The organism is Ralstonia flaminis (genome assembly GCF_958415495.1).
GTDB lineage: Bacteria > Pseudomonadota > Gammaproteobacteria > Burkholderiales > Burkholderiaceae > Ralstonia > Ralstonia flaminis.
On the sequence record NZ_CATZLL010000001.1, the window covers coordinates 340,556 to 358,453 of the forward strand.

General features: G+C 65.1%; 14 protein-coding genes. 5 read left to right on the top strand and 9 right to left on the bottom strand.

All coding sequences use genetic code 11. The annotated features are described in order from the left end of the window. Positions 1–13 precede the first annotated feature (13 nt). Genes glnK through R2N11_RS01595 form a run of 3 tightly spaced genes read right to left on the bottom strand, consistent with a single transcriptional unit; the run spans position 14 to position 2,652 of the window. Entirely contained in the window at positions 14–352 is a 339-nt protein-coding gene (gene glnK / locus R2N11_RS01585; protein WP_045787417.1) for a P-II family nitrogen regulator, read from the bottom strand. A gap of 14 nt (positions 353–366) precedes the next feature. Then, positions 367–993: a class I SAM-dependent methyltransferase gene (locus R2N11_RS01590; RefSeq protein WP_199031992.1), complete on the bottom strand. Its 627-nt coding sequence runs from the start codon at positions 991–993 to the stop codon at positions 367–369. A 21-nt stretch (positions 994–1,014) separates the two neighbouring features. Continuing rightward, positions 1,015–2,652 (bottom strand): NAD+ synthase, encoded by a 1,638-nt coding sequence (locus R2N11_RS01595; protein WP_316679877.1) that lies wholly within the window; start codon positions 2,650–2,652, stop codon positions 1,015–1,017. Between the two features lie 55 nt (positions 2,653–2,707). Here R2N11_RS01595 and R2N11_RS01600 point away from each other — a divergent pair, with 55 nt between their 5' ends. After that, positions 2,708–3,922: a GNAT family N-acetyltransferase gene (locus R2N11_RS01600; protein ID WP_316679878.1), complete on the top strand. Its 1,215-nt coding sequence runs from the start codon at positions 2,708–2,710 to the stop codon at positions 3,920–3,922. Between the two features lie 68 nt (positions 3,923–3,990). On the opposite strand, the gene R2N11_RS01605 is transcribed toward R2N11_RS01600, so the two are convergent. Then, positions 3,991–4,188 carry a hypothetical protein gene (locus R2N11_RS01605; protein WP_199031989.1) on the bottom strand — a complete coding sequence of 66 codons (198 nt, stop codon included), beginning with the start codon at positions 4,186–4,188 and terminating at the stop codon, positions 3,991–3,993. 303 nt (positions 4,189–4,491) lie between these two features. Then, complete coding sequence (gene ppa, locus R2N11_RS01610; RefSeq protein WP_199031988.1) at positions 4,492–5,019, bottom strand: inorganic diphosphatase; 528 nt, start codon at positions 5,017–5,019, stop codon at positions 4,492–4,494. A gap of 177 nt (positions 5,020–5,196) precedes the next feature. On the opposite strand from ppa, the gene R2N11_RS01615 reads away from it, so the two are divergent. The 3 genes from R2N11_RS01615 (at position 5,197) to R2N11_RS01625 (ending at position 8,890) form a co-directional block, all read left to right on the top strand. After that, positions 5,197–6,633, top strand: a complete 1,437-nt coding sequence (locus R2N11_RS01615; RefSeq protein ID WP_316679879.1) for an aldehyde dehydrogenase family protein — start codon at positions 5,197–5,199, stop codon at positions 6,631–6,633. Between the two features lie 42 nt (positions 6,634–6,675). Beyond that, the gene (locus R2N11_RS01620) at positions 6,676–7,434 is read left to right on the top strand and encodes an SDR family oxidoreductase (protein WP_316679880.1); all 759 of its coding nucleotides are present in this window, start codon (positions 6,676–6,678) and stop codon (positions 7,432–7,434) included. A 133-nt stretch (positions 7,435–7,567) separates the two neighbouring features. Then, a complete protein-coding gene (locus R2N11_RS01625) occupies positions 7,568–8,890 on the top strand; it encodes an MFS transporter (RefSeq protein ID WP_316679881.1) in 1,323 nt (440 codons plus the stop codon). A 58-nt stretch (positions 8,891–8,948) separates the two neighbouring features. Here R2N11_RS01625 and R2N11_RS01630 read toward each other — a convergent pair whose 3' ends face one another. From R2N11_RS01630 to hemC, 3 genes are read right to left on the bottom strand one after another with little or no spacing between them, the layout of a single operon-like run. Continuing rightward, positions 8,949–10,142 carry a heme biosynthesis protein HemY gene (locus R2N11_RS01630; protein WP_199031984.1) on the bottom strand — a complete coding sequence of 398 codons (1,194 nt, stop codon included), beginning with the start codon at positions 10,140–10,142 and terminating at the stop codon, positions 8,949–8,951. Positions 10,143–10,144: 2 nt separating this feature from the next. Continuing rightward, on the bottom strand, positions 10,145–12,244 hold the full coding sequence (gene hemDX / locus R2N11_RS01635) for a fused uroporphyrinogen-III synthase HemD/membrane protein HemX (RefSeq protein WP_316679883.1): 2,100 nt from the start codon (positions 12,242–12,244) through the stop codon (positions 10,145–10,147). A gap of 15 nt (positions 12,245–12,259) precedes the next feature. Next, complete coding sequence (gene hemC / locus R2N11_RS01640; protein WP_199030039.1) at positions 12,260–13,276, bottom strand: hydroxymethylbilane synthase; 1,017 nt, start codon at positions 13,274–13,276, stop codon at positions 12,260–12,262. Between the two features lie 108 nt (positions 13,277–13,384). On the opposite strand from hemC, the gene ppc reads away from it, so the two are divergent. After that, positions 13,385–16,381, top strand: a complete 2,997-nt coding sequence (gene ppc, locus R2N11_RS01645) for a phosphoenolpyruvate carboxylase (RefSeq protein WP_316679884.1) — start codon at positions 13,385–13,387, stop codon at positions 16,379–16,381. A gap of 42 nt (positions 16,382–16,423) precedes the next feature. Here the strand turns inward: ppc and R2N11_RS01650 are convergent, their stop codons facing one another. Further along, positions 16,424–17,836 carry an MFS transporter gene (locus R2N11_RS01650; RefSeq protein WP_430715407.1) on the bottom strand — a complete coding sequence of 471 codons (1,413 nt, stop codon included), beginning with the start codon at positions 17,834–17,836 and terminating at the stop codon, positions 16,424–16,426. Positions 17,837–17,898 lie beyond the last annotated feature (62 nt).

Genomic DNA, 17,898 nt, shown 5'->3' on the forward strand with positions numbered 1-17,898 from the left:
TCAGAAGCCTCGCTCAAACAGCGGCTTCGTCCTTCTCGCCAGTGCGGATGCGGATCACCTGCTCAACCGGCATCACGAAAATCTTGCCGTCGCCGATCTTGCCCGTCTTGGCAGCCTTCACGATGGTGTCGATCACGTTCTCGACCTGGCTGTCGGCCACGACCACCTCGATCTTGATCTTCGGCAGGAAGTCGACCACGTATTCAGCGCCGCGATACAGCTCGGTGTGGCCCTTCTGGCGGCCGAAACCCTTGACTTCGGTGACGGTCAGGCCAGTCACCCCCACGTCGGCGAGCGACTCGCGCACTTCGTCCAGTTTGAAGGGCTTGATGATGGCGGTGATCTGTTTCATGGGTGTCTCGCTAACTAGTTGGTGAGGTATTCAAGCGTCCAATAATACTGGAGCCGGTTAATGCGCACATCGGAGGCGATACCGGCCACTGTCTCCAGCAGGGTCCGGTCGTCCGGAAAATTCTTCAGCACATCGTGTTCGCTGCCGTCGCGCAGCGGGCGACGCTGCCACGTGTTGCCATGTTCGTCGTTGTAGGCAACGGGCGTGCTCGATCCGAACACATACTGGTTATCGAACCACAATACGCGCACGCCGGGCCCGAGCACGCGATGCAGACCCTCGACATGCTGACGCAAGTGCTGCAGCGGCACATGCGACCACCAGCAGCCCGCCGTCATCACGTCGAACGTGCCAGGTACGAACGGCAACGCATCGTTATCGGCCCGCACGAACGCCGCGCCGGCGATGCCCTTGCCACGTGCGATGCGCAGCACTGTGTCGTTGTAATCCGCGCCGACGATGCTGCGCGCATCCGCCATTGCCTCGGTCCAGAAACCGGTGCCGCAGGCCAGGTCCAACACCCGCGCGCCACGGGTCACGTCGCGCACGCGCGCCTTCAACCACGCCAAATCGCCCTGCCGCTCAGGCTTCGTATAGATGCGCTCGTATTCGGGGGCACGTTTGGCGTAGTAGTCGAGCATGGTGTCGGCTTATTCGCCCGGTTATTCCTTGAACCGCGAGGTGATCGGGTACCGCCAATCACGACCGAACGCACGCTGCGTCACACGAATGCCCACCGGGGCCTGGCGGCGCTTGTACTCGTTGATCTTGATGAGGCGCACGATCTTCTGCACGTCGGCTTCGGCAAACCCCGCGGCAATGATGTCGGCCACCGGCTGGTTCTGTTCCATGTAGCGCTGCACGATGGCGTCGAGCGCGTCGTACTCGGGCAGGCTGTCCTGGTCGGTCTGGTTCTCACGCAGCTCCGCCGACGGTGCGCGCGTCAGGATGCGTTCTGGAATCACCTCCGACAGCGTATTGCGGTAGCGGCACAGCCGATAGACCAACGTCTTGAAGATGTCCTTGATAACGGCAAAGCCGCCGGCCATGTCGCCGTACAGCGTGCAGTAACCGACCGCCATTTCGCTCTTGTTGCCGGTCGTCAGAACGATGCGGCCAGACTTGTTGGACAGCGCCATCAGCAGCGTGCCGCGGATACGCGCCTGGATGTTCTCTTCCGTCGCGTCTTCCGGCAGACCGCGGAATTCCTCCGCCAGCGCCCCCCTGAACGCGTCGAACATCGGCGCGATCGGGATTTCGTCGTACTGCACGCCCAGGCGGGCAGCCATGTCGCGCGCATCCACCCACGAGATATCCGCCGTGTAGCGCGAGGGCATCATCACCGCGCGCACGCGATCGGCGCCCAGCGCATCGACGGCGATCGCCAGCACCAGCGCCGAATCGACACCGCCCGACAGGCCGATGATCGCACCCGGAAAACCGTTCTTGCCAAGGTAGTCCCGCACACCCAGCTTGAGCGCCTCGTAGACCTGCGCCTCCAGCGGGGCCTCGGGCACGATCGTGCCGGGGAGTGCCTTGCCGCCACTAAACTGCACGTAGCCGACGCCCTCGACAAACTGGCCCATCCGCACGACGACCTTGCCTTCGGCATCCAGCACGAATGAGCCGCCGTCGAACACGAGTTCATCCTGCCCGCCGACCAGGTTCACGTACACATGCGGCAGCCCCGACTCCTTCACCCGCGCACCAACGATCTGCTCGCGCAGGTCCTCCTTGTCGAGGTGGTACGGCGAAGCATTGGGGATCAGCACCACCTGCGCACCGGCCGCCTTCGCATAGGCGGTGGCGGTGGCGTACCAAGCGTCTTCGCAGATGATGATGCCGAAGCGCGTGCCGCCCACTTCGAACACGAAGGGCTCGGTGCCGGGCTGAAAATAGCGCTTCTCGTCGAAGACTTCGTTGTTGGGCAGGTCGAGCTTGTTGTAGCGGCCGACCACGCGGCCGTCCACGGCCACGGTGGCGCTGTTGGTGGGCTTGGGCAGCACGCCGGGCGCGGGAGCCTCCAGCGAGATCTGCGGGTGCCCGATCAGCACGTGCAGGCCCGGGAAGGCCGCCAACTCGACGATCAATGCATCGAGTGCGCGGGCGCTGGCGTCGATGAAGGCCGGGCGCAGCAGCAAGTCTTCGGGCGGATAACCGGTCAGCGACAGCTCCGGCGTGAGAAGAATGCGCGCACCAGCCTGGTGCGCTTCACGCGCAGCAGCGACGATGCGGGCGGCATTGCCGGCGAAATCGCCGACGGTGCAGTTGATCTGGGCAAGAGCGACAGTGACGGTCATGGGGGCAATGTGAGATGCAAGCGCAGCACCCCAGGCTGGAATTAGAATCGGCGGCATGACCTCCCGCCCCATCGCTTCCGAACCCGAAACCCGCGCCGGATCACATCATTATCGCATGCGGCTTGTGACCGATCTGCGCGACATCGGCCGCGACGCATGGGACGCCCTGCTCGCCCAGCAGCCCGAGGCGACGCCCTTCCTGCGCTACGACTTCCTGCACGCCCTGCACGAGAGCGGCAGCGCATCGCCCGACACGGGCTGGTCGCCGCAATACCTGACGTTGTGGGAAGACGGTGCACACGGAGAAACACTGGCCGCCGCGGCGCCGCTGTACGTGAAGGGCCACTCCTATGGCGAATACGTCTTCGACTGGGCTTGGGCCAATGCGTATGCGCAGCACGGGCTGGAGTACTACCCGAAGTGGTTGTCCGCCATCCCCTTTACGCCGGTGCAGGGCACACGGCTGCTGGCGTACAGCGCTGACGCGCGCGCCGCCCTGCTCGACACATTGCTGGCGGTGGCGCAACAAAGCGCGTTGTCGTCGCTGCACGTGCTGTTCCCGACTGCAGCGGAAGCCGAGCAGATGCGCACCGCCGGCATGTTGCTGCGGCAAGGGGTGCAGTTCCACTGGTGCAATGCAGGCTTCGGCAGCTTCGACGATTTTCTTGCCGCCTTGGAACAGAAGAAACGCAAGAACATCCGCGCCGAACGCCGCCGTGTGCACGACGCCGGCATCACCTTTCGCCACGTCCCTGGCGCGGCAGCCACCGATGCCGACTGGCGCTTCTTCCACCGCTGCTACCGCACCACCTACCGCGAGCATCATTCCTCGCCCTACCTGAACCTGGAGTTCTTCCGCCAGATCGGCCAGACGATGCCGGAGAACCTGCTGCTGGTGATCGCCTCACGCAATGGCAACGACATCGCCAGCGCGCTGCTGGTGGTCGATGCGCGGCCAGAAGCGTCGGTCATGTACGGCCGCTACTGGGGCGCGGTCGAGCATCACCCCTGCCTGCACTTTGAGACGGCGTACTATCAGCCGCTGACGTACTGCATCGAGCACGGCATCCGCACTTTCGAGGGTGGCGCTCAGGGTGAGCACAAGATGGCGCGCGGCTTTCAACCCGTGGCAACGCTGTCGGCGCATTGGCTCGCGCATCCGGCCTTTGCCGATGCAGTCGGCCGGTTCCTCGACCGTGAGACGGCTGGCATGGAGGCGTATCTGGACGAACTAATGGACCGCTCGCCGTTCAGGCAGCGTCCGGAGTAGAACAGCCGAGGGCAGAACCGCGAAGGCGGAAGAGACAGCGTCCGCAACAATGCCGGACGCGGAGCAGCTTATCGTGCAGCAAGTTTCTGCGCGGGAACAGGGCAATGCGCCGGGCAGGCACCCGCAGCCGGCAAGGCGCCAGCCGGTGCGACACCACGTTCGCCGGCATGTGCGGCATCAGCCGGACCAGCAAGCAGCGCCCACACGGTAAAGGCGGCCATGGCCATGAGAGAAAGCACGGGAACAGCAACGGTCTTGTTCAACATCGCAGTACCAAGGGTTGGAGTCAAACTTGACCGGGAGTCTAGAGGTGCCGTTTCCGACGGGCAAATGAGCGTTACTTAAATCTCTGTATAGCAGGATTGCGTCAGCCCATTCATGCACTGAGCGCGATATCCCGCCAGAAAATGCATGATGCGATATTCAATCGCCGCAAATGGCGATGCGATGCGGGTTGACGGGCACCCCAACATTGCAGTCATTTCGCCACTGCAAACAAAAAATCCCGGCCATCCTTACGGATGCCGGGACTTTGTCTGACCAGACGTACGGCAAATTACTAAGGTGTCTTAACTCTTGTAATTGGCCACGCCGTCGACGATTTCCTTGTGGGCCTCTTCAATGCCGCCCCAGCCCTCGACCTTGACCCACTTGCCGGCTTCCAGCGCCTTGTACTGCTCGAAGAAGTGCTTGATCTGATCCAGCAGGTTCTGGCCGATATCGGACAGGTCGGTCATGTGCGCGGTGGCGGGGCTCAGCTTGTTGACCGGCACGGCCACCAGTTTCGCATCCACACCGGACTCGTCCGTCATCTTCAGCATGCCCAGGGCACGGCAGCGCACCACGCAGCCGTGGATCAGCGGGAACGGCGTAACGACCAGCACGTCCACCGGGTCACCGTCACCCGACAGCGTCTGCGGAATGAAACCGTAGTTGGCCGGGTAACGCATGCCGGTACCCACGAAGCGGTCCACGTGCAGCATGCCGGTTTCCTTGTCGGCTTCGTACTTGACCGGGTCGCTCTGCGCCGGGATCTCGATGATGACGTTGAAGTCGTTGGGGATGTCCTTGCCCGGCGAGACGTTGTTGAAGCTCATGGAAATGCTCCGGAATGCGCGAGGTGCGTAAAAACGCGACGCAAATGGTTGAAAAAAGCCAGAAAAACTGTCGGCGGGCATTATAGCGCCTGACACCCGGTTGCCCCCCACCCTCCCTCTACGAACACTCGGCCCGTGCGAAAATCGTGCGTTGCCGATCTTTGCAGGAACCCCCTTATGCACGCCCAGCACTTCATCGCCAACCGCTTGATGTCGCCCGATTCGGGCATGCGCATCAAGGTGTTCGACCCGTCCGACGGCCAACCGTTTGCCGAGATCGCCCGTGGCAACGCCACCGACATCAACGTGGCCGTGCATGCTGCGCGGCGTGGCTTTGAGGGTGTCTGGGGCCAGTTGAGCCCAGCCGAGCGCGGCCGGCTGCTCATGCGCGTGGCCCTGCGCCTGGCCGATCACGAAGAAGAACTCGCCCGCCTGGAAGCCCGCGATACCGGCAAGCCGATGCGCCAGGCCCGCGCCGATGCCCGCGCCATCGCCCGCTACTTCGAGTTCTACGCCGGGGCGGCGGATAAGCTGCACGGCCAGACCATCCCCTATCCGGCGGATACCACCGTGCTGACCGTGCGCGAGCCGCATGGCGTGACGGCGCACATCATCCCGTGGAATTACCCGATGCAGATCTTCGGGCGCAGCGTGGGCGCCGCCTTGGCCGCAGGCAACGCGTGCGTGGTCAAGCCGGCCGAAGATGCGTGCCTGTCGATCCTGCGCGTGGCCGAACTGGCCGCAGAGGCCGGACTACCCGATGGCGCACTCAACGTGGTGACCGGCTACGGCCACGAGGCCGGCGCGGCACTGGCGGCGCATCCGGGCATCAACCATGTGTCCTTCACCGGGTCGCCGGAAACGGGCAAGGCCATCGTGCGGGCGGCCGCCGAAAACCACGTGCCCGTCACGCTGGAACTGGGCGGCAAGTCTCCGCAGATCCTGTTTGCCGATGCGGATCTGGAAGCGGCGATCCCAGCGGTAGTCAACGGCATCATCCAGAACGCAGGGCAGACCTGCTCGGCCGGCAGCCGTGTGCTGATCGAGCGCGGCATCTACGAAGCCGTGCTGGATCAACTGGCCACAGTATTCGAATCGATCAAGGTGGGGCCGGCGTCGCTGGACCTGGATTGCGGCCCGCTGATCAACCCGAAGCAGCAGCAGCGCGTGTGGGATTTCGTCTCGGATGCGCAGCACGCCAACATTCCTGTGATGGCGCAGGGGCAGGTGGTGCCTGAGGCGCCGGAGACCGGCTACTACCAGGCACCGATGCTGCTGCGCGACGTGCCGCACACGCACCGCCTCGCCCAGGAAGAGGTGTTCGGCCCGCTACTGGCCGCCCTGCCCTTTGACAACGAGGCCGAAGCCCTTGCGCTGGCCAATGGCACGCCATACGGTCTGGTGGCCGGGGTGTGGACGCGCGACGGCGGACGACAGCTTCGCCTGGCGCGCAAGCTCAAGGCGGGCCAGGTCTTCATCAACAACTACGGCGCAGGCGGCGGCGTGGAGCTGCCCTTTGGCGGCACGGGCCAATCGGGCCACGGCCGCGAAAAGGGCTTCGAGGCACTTTACGGTTTCACCACCTTGAAAACCATCGCTATCCGCCACGGCTAAAGCAACACAAACAACACAACACCAACACCACGAGGAGACACCATGCGGCTTGCCGGCAAGATCGCCATCGTCACGGGCGCGGGTTCGGGCTTTGGCGAAGGCATCGCCAACACCTTTGCACGCGAAGGCGCACGCGTGGTCGTCAATGACTTGAACGCCGAGGCCGGCGAGCGTGTGGCCGATGCCATCCGCGTAGCTGGCGGCGATGCGCATTTCGTGCACGCCGACGTGTCGGACGGTGATTCGGTCGCCAAGCTGCTGGGCGCCACTCTCGCGCGGTACGGCGATCTGCACATCGTCATCAACAACGCCGGCACCACACACAAGAACAAGCCGCTGCTGCAGATCACCGAAGACGAGTTCGACCGTGTGATGGCCGTCAACGTGAAGAGCATCTACTGGACGGCGCGCCACATGGTGCCGCACTTCCGCGAACGCGGTGGCGGCGTGTTCGTCAACGTGGCGTCCACTGCGGGCATTCGGCCGCGGCCGGGGCTGGTCTGGTACAACGCCAGCAAGGGCGCTGTCATCACAGCCAGCAAGGCGATGGCGGCGGAGTTGGGGCCGGACAAGATCCGCGTGAATTGCGTCAACCCAGTAATGGGTGCCACAGGCCTGATCGAACAGTTCATGGGCATGCCCGATACGCCTGAGAACCGCGCGCGCTTTCTGGCGACGATTCCGATGGGGCGGCTGTCCACGCCGCAGGATGTGGCCAATGCGTGCCTGTACCTGACCTCGGATGAGGCGGCGTTCATCACGGGCACGTGCCTGGAGGTAGACGGCGGGCGCTGCGTATAAACCCTGCCGGCGGGCGTCTTGGCGCGCCCGTCCGACAGGCGCAGAATGCGGTGGCGGTTTTCCGGGCCGAAGTTGGTGCGAGGTTGGTGATTCTGTGCTCTCGGCCTGAACTCATAACAACACAGGAGACCCGATGGCCCTCACCACCCCACCCCTGGGTAGCGCGAGCACCCTGCCGCAATCCGCAAGTGCATTTGAAGAAGCCACCTACCGCAAGGTGACGTGGCGTCTGGTTCCGTTCCTGCTGCTGTGCTACGTGGTTGCTTATCTGGACCGCGTCAACGTGGGCTTTGCCAAGCTGCAGATGCTCAACGACCTGAAGTTCAGCGAGACCATCTACGGGTTGGGTGCTGGCATCTTCTTCATCGGCTACTTCCTCTTCGAGGTGCCGAGCAACGTGATCCTGCATCGCGTAGGCGCCCGCATGTGGATCGCGCGGATCATGATCTCGTGGGGTGTCATCTCGGCGGCCATGATGTTCGTGACCACGCCGGCCATGTTCTATGTGATGCGCTTCCTGCTTGGGCTGGCCGAGGCCGGCTTCTTCCCGGGCATCATCCTGTACCTCACCTATTGGTATCCGGCGCAGCGGCGCGGGCGCACGACCACCTTCTTCATGACGGCGGTGGCACTCTCGGGCGTGATCGGCGGGCCGCTGTCGGGCTGGGCGATGACCGCCTTTGCGGGCAAGTACGGTCTGGCCGGCTGGCAGTGGATGTTCCTGATCGAGGGCATTCCGTCGGTCATCGTCGGCGTCGTGGTGCTGCTCTACCTCGATGACCGCATCAGCCACGCCAAGTGGCTGACCGACGACGAGAAAGCCCTGCTCACCCGCAACATCGCTGCGGAAGACGCCGAGAAAGAAGACCCGCCCATCCGCACGGTCCTGGCCAGCCCGCGTATGTGGCTGATGAGCGGGATCTACTTCACCTTCGTGATGGGCCTGTATGGCGTGAGCTTCTGGCTGCCGACGCTCATCAAGCAGACCGGCGTGGCAGATCCTTTCTCGGTGGGCCTGCTAACGGCGATTCCGTATGGCGCGGCTGTCATCGCCATGATTCTGGTCGCCCGCAGCGCAGACCGCACCCGCGAGCGCCGCTGGCACATCGCCATTCCGGCCGTAGCGGGTGCGATCGGGCTGGTGCTCTCAGCCGTCTGGCACACCAATACAACGCTGGCGATGGCTGCGCTCACACTCGGCACCATGGGCATACTAACCACGCTGCCGCTGTTCTGGAGCCTGCCGACCGCGTTTCTGGCCGGTACGGGCGCGGCGGCTGGCATTGCGCTCATCAACTCGCTGGGGAACCTCGCGGGCTTTATCAGCCCCTATGCCGTTGGCTGGCTGAAAGACGCGACCAAGAGCACCGATTCCGGCATGTACATGCTGGCTGCGTCGATGGTGCTGGGTGCGATCCTCACGCTGTCGGTGCCAGCGTCGAAGGTGAACAAGTAGGCGTCCCCCGCACAACGACACCCACGCAACAAAAAAGGCCGGGATCTCCCGGCCTTGTTCATTTCACGGCAAGCAGTGCACTTTGCCGGTAGTGGCGCTGGGCCTCTTCCTGCCGCTCGGTTTGCTCGTACATCTGCGCGAGAGCCAAGTGCGCATGGGCACGCAGGTTGCCGTGGTGATCGGCATCGGCATACTTCAGCGCCGACTCCAGGCTCGCCTGCGCCTTGCCCCAGAGCTGCTCCTTGAAGCAGAGCATGCCGAGCGTATAGAACAGGTCCGCATCCACCGGATGCTGCGTGAGCCATTTCTCAGCCTGCTGGATCAGCGGCAGCGCCTTGCCGGGCACCGCACAATCCGCGTAGCGGCGGATCAGGCGGCCATCCCAATGCGCCTTCAGACCGTCTTCAACGATACGCTTGGCGTCGTCCGTGCGGCCCAACTGCGCAAAATACAGTGCGGCCTGCGAAGCGATACGCGGCGAGCGACGCTCCTCCGCCGTCAGTTCACGCCAGAAGGTGTTGAGCGCGTCGGCATCATGACGGCGTTCGGTCAGCAGCGTCTCGCACGCCATCTGCTTGAGACGCGCGGCCAGCACCGTGTGAATGGCATTGCGCTTCTCCAGCGCGCGCGTCAGGCGCAGCACTTCGCTCCAGTTCTTCAAGTGCTGGTGCGCACGCAGGGCAATCCGCTGCGCCTGAATCTGCCGTGCACCGTGCGATTGCAGTTGCGCGATCTTCTCCAGGGCGCCTTCGGCATCGCGCGCATCGACCAGCAGTTCCGCCATCGATACGAGCTTCGCCTGTTCACGGTCTGGCGACTTCACCTCGGCCATCCACGCATCGCGGCGCTCGGTTTCCTGCATGCGGTGCGCAGCGCGTGCGCCGATCAGTGCAGCAGTTTCGCGCTGTGCCTCCCAGACCTGGGCTTCGCGAGCCTGGCGCTCGGCGTGGCCAAAGCGGCCGGCAAACAGGCTCTCCATTGCTTCACGCAACGCAGCGGAAGCACGCAGGATGCGCGTGCGCTCACGGTAAGCTGCTGCGCGTGCCGGCATGCCCGCCACATGGTTGAACAGGCGCATCACCAAATGCAGAACCACGAACGTCACCAGCAACGCAGCCAGCACGAAGTTGAGCGACATCTCCACCCGATATGGCGGGTAGAACAGCACGACGTTGCTCAGATTGAGTTCGGTAAACAGCGCCAGCCCGACGGCGGCGGCAAACAGCAGCGCAATCCAGAATATCCAGCGCATGCTCACTCCTTGCCCTGGCCGCGCGCAGCAGCGAGGCTGTCAGCCAGCGTCGGCACCTCCAGCGTGCCAACCGTCGTGCGCACCTGCGCCAGCAGGTTCTGCACTGCGGTCACGCGCTGCGATTGCGTGTCGAAGTAGCGCGCGAGCAGCGTATCGGCGCGGCCCAGATCGGCGCGGAACACGGCGTCGTTGCGCGACAGCAGCGCAAGACGTGCATTCATCAGACGCAGCTTGAGGTTTTCGCGCAGGAACCACGCTTGATCCGACGACAGCAGCAACGCTTCTGTCTGATCCACGCGGCGCACTTGCACGATCTGGCCCAGCTCACCACGCACGTCGCTCCACAGACGGCCCCACCAGGCGCGCACGCCGGCCGACCATCCGGTGCCCACTTGCGTCGATGCCGCCGACGCCGACGCCGATGCAGCCGCCACGGCCTTGGCATTCTTCGCAGGACGCGCCTTCGGTGCCTGCGCGGCCTGCTCCGCATCCAGCGGCTGGGCCGACGACACGAGCGGCAACGTATCGACCGCGTTGATCGCATCGTCCAAGCGGATGGCGCCGCCGCTCAGGTCAATCGACGGCATGGCCTTGAGCTTGGCGATATCACGTGCCACGGCACGGCGCACAGCGTTGAACTGCGGTTTGTTGAGCGCCGCCAGACGCGCATCGACGGTCTGCAGCGCAGCCAGCGCACCGCTCACGTTGCCCGTGAGCTGGAGTTGCTCGGCAGCGACTTCAATCGAGCGCTCAATCTCGGCGCGCTGCCAATCGTCGCGGTTGCGCAGCAGATCCTGGCTGGCCTGTTCCAACGCACCCTGGCGGTCACGGGTTTCCGTTGTACGAGCATCCAGCGCGCCAAATTTCTGCTGCAACTGGCCAACCGCGTCACGGTCAGCACTGGACAGTACGCGCATCTCCTGCGCCAGTGCTTCGTTCTGCTGGCCGCGCTGGCGGATCTCACGCGCCAGGCGTTCGTTGCGCACCTGCAGCGCAGCCACTGCAACCACAATGACGGCCAACACCGCCCAGATCAGCCAACCACCGCGTCGCGGTGCATGGTTGACAGTCATGGTTGGCGCGAACGATGCGGGGGCAGACGAAACTGCCGGCGCCGGACTCGGCTGGGCGGCCGCAGGCTTTGCGGCAGGAGCGGACGAGGGAACGGGAGTCTGCGTCACAGTGGGAGAAGAAGGAGAAGTATTCGATTCAGCCGGTGCTGGGGCGGGCGGCGTCGGCACGGACGCTGGCACAGGGCCAGCCCAGGCCAGGACACCAGCAAGCAGGCGGTCATCGCCGGCACCGGTGAGCTTCACGTCGCGAAAGCCCAGCGACTCAGCCTGTTCAACGATGCGCGCATGCGGCGCAAAGCAAGGAGCACCGTGCAGCGTATTGACTTCGGCGGGCGTCAGGTTGGCGCGCGCCAGATCGTCGAGATTGCGTACAGCCTCGGAACTGGTAAGCGTCCAGGCATGGCGGGAGGCCAGCACATTGCGCAGCGCAGCCCAGGCGGCGGCATCGGGCACAGGCACGCTGCGGCGGTAGGCCTCGACCGTGCGCACTGAGACACCGGCTTCGCGCAATTGGTCGGCCAACCATTCGCGGCCACCGTTGCCGCGCACGATCAGCACCTCTCGGCCGCTGAGCGACGGCACATCCAGCCGCGCGTACAGGGCTTCGGAATCCTGGCGTGCGTCGTCGGCGTGGGTGTCCGGCCGGATCACGCGATGCGCAGGCGGAGCAACGCCGTGCGTGGCGAGGGCCTGCGCACTGGCGGGGCCCACCACGGCCACCGGCACCTCCTGCGGCCAGCGGAACCCTTCCGGCATGGCGGCAAACGCCTGCTGTACGGCATTGGGGCTCACAAACACCACCAGCGCATAGCGCGAAGGATCGCCCAGCGCGGCGCGCAGGTCGCCCAGGTTCGGCGTCGGCGCAATGTCCAGCAACGGAAACTGGTGCGTGCGCAAGCCGTGGCGCTCCAACGCCGTCACCAGCATGGGTGCCTGCGCGCGCGGACGCGTCACCACCACCACAGGCACAGTGGCGGCCGAATCGGCGACAGGTAGCGCGCTGGATGAGGGTGGCAAGCGATCGTCCATGGCGAGCCGTGGATGTTAGGTAGCGGGCGGGGCGTCGGCGCCCAGCATGGCGAGAATCTCACGCGCACCGCCGTTCAGCATCTGCTGGGCGACCTGCACGCCGAGCGCGTCAGCCTCGGCCAGCGTGGACGGCGTGGCTTCGCCATCTGCGGCGAGCTTGCGGGTGCCGTCCTGCGAGGCAACAAAGGCACGCAAACGCAGCGTGCCGGCCTCCGACCACTGTGCAAACGCCGCCAGCGGCACTTGGCACGAACCGCCCAGAATGCGGGACACGGCCCGCTCGGCGGTCACGGCCAGCGCGGTGCGCATGTCATGCAGCGGCGCAAGCGCGGCCTGCACATCAGCACGATCGGCGCGGATCTCGATGCCGAGCGCCCCCTGCCCCGCCGCCGGCAGCGATTCTTCCGGCGCGATGGTCGAACGGATGCGCTCAGCCAGCCCCAGACGCTTGAGTCCGGCGGCAGCCAGGATGATCGCGGCGTAGTCGCCACGGTCGAGCTTGCCCAGACGCGTGTCCAAATTGCCACGCAGCGGCTGAATGACGAGATGCGGGAAACGCGCCCGCAGCGAGGCCTCGCGGCGCAGGCTGGACGTCCCCACCACGGCGCCGGCCGGCAGCGCGGCCAGATCGGCGTAGTCGTTGGAAACAAACGCGTCGCGCGGGTCCTCGCGCTCAAGAATGGCCGGCAGCATGAAGCCTTCGGGCAGTTCCATCGGCACATCCTTGAGCGAATGGACGGCCAGATCGGCACGCCCCTCGGCCAGCGCGACTTCCAGCTCCTTCACGAACAAACCTTTGCCCCCCACCTTGGCGAGGGATCGATCGAGAATCTGGTCGCCGCGCGTGGTCATTCCAAGGATGGACACGTCGCACGCGGGATAGTATTTTTGCAATGCAGCACGCACGTATTCGGCTTGCCACAGGGCAAGCCGGCTTTCGCGCGAGGCGATGACCAGCTTGGTCGGCGCCTGGGCTGCAGGAGTCGTTGCAAGCTGGGATTCGACGGAAGTCGGGCGGGCGGTTGAAGACATGCGGCAATGGTAGCACGCAGCTTTTTCGCCACAGGCCGGCTATCACGTCGGGATGATGCAGAAAAGAGGGCCGTTCAGGCACCTTACCGATCCAACCTAGGAGACACCATGACGCAGCCCGCCGCGCGCCGCGCTTCCTCGCGCGCGACCCCCGCCCGCAAGGCATCCGCCGCCCCCGCCAAGACCACCAAGGCCATCAAGCCGGCCAAACCCGCCACGAAACCGGCGGCCAAAGCCAATGGCGCGGACGGGGCCAACGGCGCATCACTCGGCCCAACCTCGCGCCGCTCGTCGGGCAGCGCCGCGGCCAAGGATCAGCCGCTGAAGGAAGACATCCGTTTCCTGGGCCGCCTGCTGGGCGACGTGCTGCGTGAACAGGAAGGCGGTGCTGCGTTCGAGACCGTCGAGACCATCCGCCAGACGGCCGTGCGCTTTCGCCGTGACGGCGACCGCCAGGCCGAGCAGGAACTCGACCGGCTGCTCAAGGCACTTTCGCGCGAGCAGACCAACTCGGTGGTGCGCGCGTTCAGCTACTTCTCGCACCTGGCCAACATTGCCGAAGACCAGCACCACAACCGCCGCCGCCGCGTGCACGCACTGGCAGGCTCCCCGCCGCAGCCGGGCAGCCTGATGCACGCGCTGCTGTCGGTGGCCGACGAGGGCGTCTCGGGTGAAGCGCTGCGCCGCTTCTTTGATGCGGCCCTTATCGTGCCGGTGCTCACCGCCCACCCGACTGAGGTGCAGCGCAAGAGCATTCTCGATGCGCAGCGCGAGATCGCCCGCCTGCTGGCTGAACGCGACACGCCGCTCACCACCCGCGAGCGCGAGCGCAACACGACGCTGCTGCGCGCGCACGTAACCAAGCTGTGGCAGACGCGCATGCTGCGCACCACGCGGCTGATGGTGGCCGACGAGATCGAAAACGCCCTGTCGTACTACCAGACCACGTTCCTGCGCGAGATTCCCGCGCTGTACCGCGAGCTGGAAGAGGATCTCGCCAGCGTGTTCCCGCGCCGCGGTGCGCGTGGCGAGCCGGCCCCGCTGCCGCCGTTCTTCCAGATGGGCTCCTGGATCGGCGGCGATCGTGACGGCAACCCGTTCGTCACGGCGGAAACCCTGCGCTATGCGGCCCGCAAGCAAGCGAGCGTGATCCTCGCGTGGTATCTGGACGAGATCCACGCGCTGGGCGCCGAGCTGTCGATGTCGACGTCGCAGGTGGATGTGAGTGCCGAACTGCTGGCGCTCGCCGAGCAATCGCCCGACCACTCGGAGCACCGCGCAGACGAGCCGTATCGCCGCGCATTGATTGGCGTCTACGCGCGCTTGGCCGCCACCTGCCGCGAGCTGACCGGCGAGGATGCCGGCCGCCACGCCGTCGGCCCCGCCCCCGCATACACGAGTGCAGAAGAACTGCGCGCCGATATCCAGACCGTCATCGATTCTCTGGCGGCCCACCACGGCGAGGTGCTGACCGATGCGCGCCTCGCATCGCTGGCCCGCGCGATCGATGTGTTCGGCTTTCACTTGTCGTCGATCGACCTGCGGCAGGTGTCGGACGTGCATGAAGCGACGGTTGCCGAGCTGCTCAAGGTGGCCGGCGTGGAAAGCGCCTACGCGGCGCTGTCTGAAGCCGACAAGCGCACGCTGCTGCTGCGCGAGCTGCAACAGCCGCGCCTGCTGACGCTGCCGTTCCACACCTACAGCGAGCAGACCACGTCGGAGATCGACATCTTCCGCGCCGCGCGCGAGGTGCGTGCCCGCTACGGCAACCGTATCGTGCGCAACTACATCATTTCTCACACCGAGACGCTGTCCGACCTGCTGGAAGTGATGCTGCTGCAGAAGGAAGCCGGCATGTTCCGCACCGGCGAAACCGGTAGCGGCGCCGGGCTGGACGTGATGGTGATCCCGCTGTTCGAGACCATCGAAGACTTGCGCAACGCCCCGGAAATCATGGGCGACCTGCTCGCCCTGCCCGGCTTTGATGCCGTGCTGGCCGCGCAGGGCAACGAGCAGGAAGTCATGCTCGGCTATTCGGATTCCAACAAGGACGGCGGCTTCCTCACCTCCAACTGGGAGCTGTACAAGGCCGAGCTGGCACTGGTGGAATTGTTCGAGCGCAAGGGCGTGCATCTGCGCCTGTTCCACGGCCGCGGCGGCACGGTGGGCCGTGGCGGCGGCCCAACCTACCAAGCCATCCTGTCGCAGCCGCCGGGCACGGTGAACGGGCAGATCCGCCTGACCGAACAGGGCGAAATCATTTCCAGCAAGTTCGCCAACCCCGAGATCGGCCGGCGCAACCTGGAGACCATCGTTGCAGCCACGTTGGAAGCGACGATGCTGCCTACGCGTAACCGCCCGAAGGGTCTCGAAGAATTCGAAGCCGCAATGCAGGCGCTGTCGGACAACGCCTTTTCCGCCTACCGCAACCTCGTCTACGAAACCCCGGGGTTCAAGGACTACTTCTTCGCCACCACGCCCATCACCGAGATTGCCGATCTGAACCTCGGTTCGCGCCCCGCATCACGCAAGCTGATGGACAAGAAGCACCGCAAGATCGAAGACCTGCGCGCGATTCCGTGGGGCTTCTCGTGGGGCCAGTGCCGCTTGCTGCTGCCGGGCTGGTTTGGTTTTGGCAGCGCGGTACAGCAGTGGCTGGATGATGCCGGCAACGCAAAGGCCAAGGCCGCGCGCCTGGCTACGCTCAAGCGCATGCACAAGCAATGGCCGTTCTTTGCGAACCTGCTATCGAACATGGACATGGTGCTGTCCAAGGCTGATCTGAATGTGGCCTCGCGCTACGCGCAGCTGTGCGACGACCGCAAGCTGCGCAACGCGGTGTTCTCGCGCATCTCGGCCGAGTTCACGCTCACCGAGCAGGTGCTGGCGAGCATCACGGGGCAATCGGAGCGTCTTGCCGACAACCCGCTGCTGGCACGTTCGATCAAGAACCGCTTCCCGTACCTCGACCCGCTGAACCACTTGCAGGTGGAACTGCTCAAGCGCTTCCGCTCGGGCAAGGCCGGCAGCGATGATGCGCGCGTGCGGCGCGGCATCCATTTGTCGATCAACGGAATTGCAGCGGGCCTGCGTAATAGTGGTTAAAAGCGAGTGGTTAAAGGCGAGCGGCTAAAAGCGAGCGGTTGATTACGCAGCCAGCGCGGTGGCGGCAGGACGACGGCTGATCCAGGCCATCGCCATCGCGCCGGCGTAGGACAGCGTCATCAGTCCGAACACCGTTGGCGAGGCGCGCATCAGATCGGGTACCACCGTGACGACCGCGCCTGCCGCTGCCACGCCCAGCAGGCTGCCGGTCTGCCGGGCGGCGTTGAGCAAGCCCGACGCCGACCCGGCCAGCTCACCCGGCGCCGCCGAGAGGATGGTGGTCGTCATGGGCGCGATGGCCAATGCGGTACCGCCGCCGTACGCCATCATCACGGCACCAACCAGCCACAGCGGCGCATGCGCAGTCAGCGCAGCCGATGTTGCCAACAAACCCACGGCGCCAATCATCAGGCCGCTCAGCATCATGGTGGGCGTGGAGAAGCGCGCCATCAGCTTGCCCGCGAAGATGTTGCCGGCCGATAGGCTCACAGCCATTGGCAGCATGACCAGGCCGGTCTGGCGCGCGCTCAGGTGTTCGACGTTCTGCAAATGCAGACTCAGCACGAACAGTGCGCCGTAGTAACCAAAGTTCAGCAGAAACCCAACGCCGTTGACGGCGCCCAGCGTGCGATGCGCGAGCCATGCCAGTGGCACCAGCGGTGCACGCGCCCGGCGTTCAGCCATCACGAACAGCACACCGGCCACCGCCGTCAGCAACACGGCACCCCACACCCACGGCGACTGTGCGCCGCGCACCGGCCACTCAATCGCCGCAAAACACAGCGCTGCGAGCATCACCGCGCTGGTCACCTGCCCCGCCCAGTCGAACGGCCGGGCGCGTGCAGGCTGCACATGACGCACGATCACCCACGTGCCCAGCATGCCCACCACGCCCAGCGGCACGTTGATGAGGAAAGCACTGCGCCAGCCGTATGTGTCAACCAGCACGCCACCCAGCGCCGGGCCCACAGCAGCGGCCGTTGCCACGATGGCACCCCACAAGCCAATGGCCCAGGCCCGCTCGCGCGGGTCTTCAAACGTACTGCGGATCAGCGACAACGAGCTCGGCAGGAACATCGCCGCGCCCACGCCCTGCAAGATGCGCGCGGCAATCAGCGCCGTCACCGAGGGTGCCAGCCCGCACCCGGCCGAAGCCACGATGAATACGGCCATCCCCGCCATGAAGACGGTGCGCGCGCCGATGCGGTCGCTCAGCAAACCACCGGTGAGGATGAAGGCGGCAAAGGCCAGCGTATAGGCGTCAACGATCCAGGCAAGCTCTGCGACGCTGCTGTGCAGGCTGTCGCGCATGGCGATCAGCGCCACGTTGACGACGGTGGTATCCAGCACCGCCATGAACACCCCCGAGGTGAGGATGGCCAGCGTGGCGTTGCGGCGCCAGCGGCTGAGATCCGTAGCGGGCGATACGACAGGAATGGTGTTGCAGGAAGACATGGACGAACCGTTTGGCAGTTTCATGCGACCCAGTGTAGGCTCGTCTAGACATGCAAAAAAGC

Coding starts and splice junctions, on each gene's coding strand:
- glnK (WP_045787417.1), bottom strand. CDS start 352: ATGAAACAGATCACCGCCATCATCAAGCCCTTCAAACTGGACGAAGTG.
- R2N11_RS01590 (WP_199031992.1), bottom strand. CDS start 993: ATGCTCGACTACTACGCCAAACGTGCCCCCGAATACGAGCGCATCTAT.
- R2N11_RS01595 (WP_316679877.1), bottom strand. CDS start 2,652: ATGACCGTCACTGTCGCTCTTGCCCAGATCAACTGCACCGTCGGCGAT.
- R2N11_RS01600 (WP_316679878.1), top strand. CDS start 2,708: ATGACCTCCCGCCCCATCGCTTCCGAACCCGAAACCCGCGCCGGATCA.
- R2N11_RS01605 (WP_199031989.1), bottom strand. CDS start 4,188: ATGTTGAACAAGACCGTTGCTGTTCCCGTGCTTTCTCTCATGGCCATG.
- ppa (WP_199031988.1), bottom strand. CDS start 5,019: ATGAGCTTCAACAACGTCTCGCCGGGCAAGGACATCCCCAACGACTTC.
- R2N11_RS01615 (WP_316679879.1), top strand. CDS start 5,197: ATGCACGCCCAGCACTTCATCGCCAACCGCTTGATGTCGCCCGATTCG.
- R2N11_RS01620 (WP_316679880.1), top strand. CDS start 6,676: ATGCGGCTTGCCGGCAAGATCGCCATCGTCACGGGCGCGGGTTCGGGC.
- R2N11_RS01625 (WP_316679881.1), top strand. CDS start 7,568: ATGGCCCTCACCACCCCACCCCTGGGTAGCGCGAGCACCCTGCCGCAA.
- R2N11_RS01630 (WP_199031984.1), bottom strand. CDS start 10,142: ATGCGCTGGATATTCTGGATTGCGCTGCTGTTTGCCGCCGCCGTCGGG.
- hemDX (WP_316679883.1), bottom strand. CDS start 12,244: ATGGACGATCGCTTGCCACCCTCATCCAGCGCGCTACCTGTCGCCGAT.
- hemC (WP_199030039.1), bottom strand. CDS start 13,276: ATGTCTTCAACCGCCCGCCCGACTTCCGTCGAATCCCAGCTTGCAACG.
- ppc (WP_316679884.1), top strand. CDS start 13,385: ATGACGCAGCCCGCCGCGCGCCGCGCTTCCTCGCGCGCGACCCCCGCC.
- R2N11_RS01650 (WP_430715407.1), bottom strand. CDS start 17,836: ATGTCTTCCTGCAACACCATTCCTGTCGTATCGCCCGCTACGGATCTC.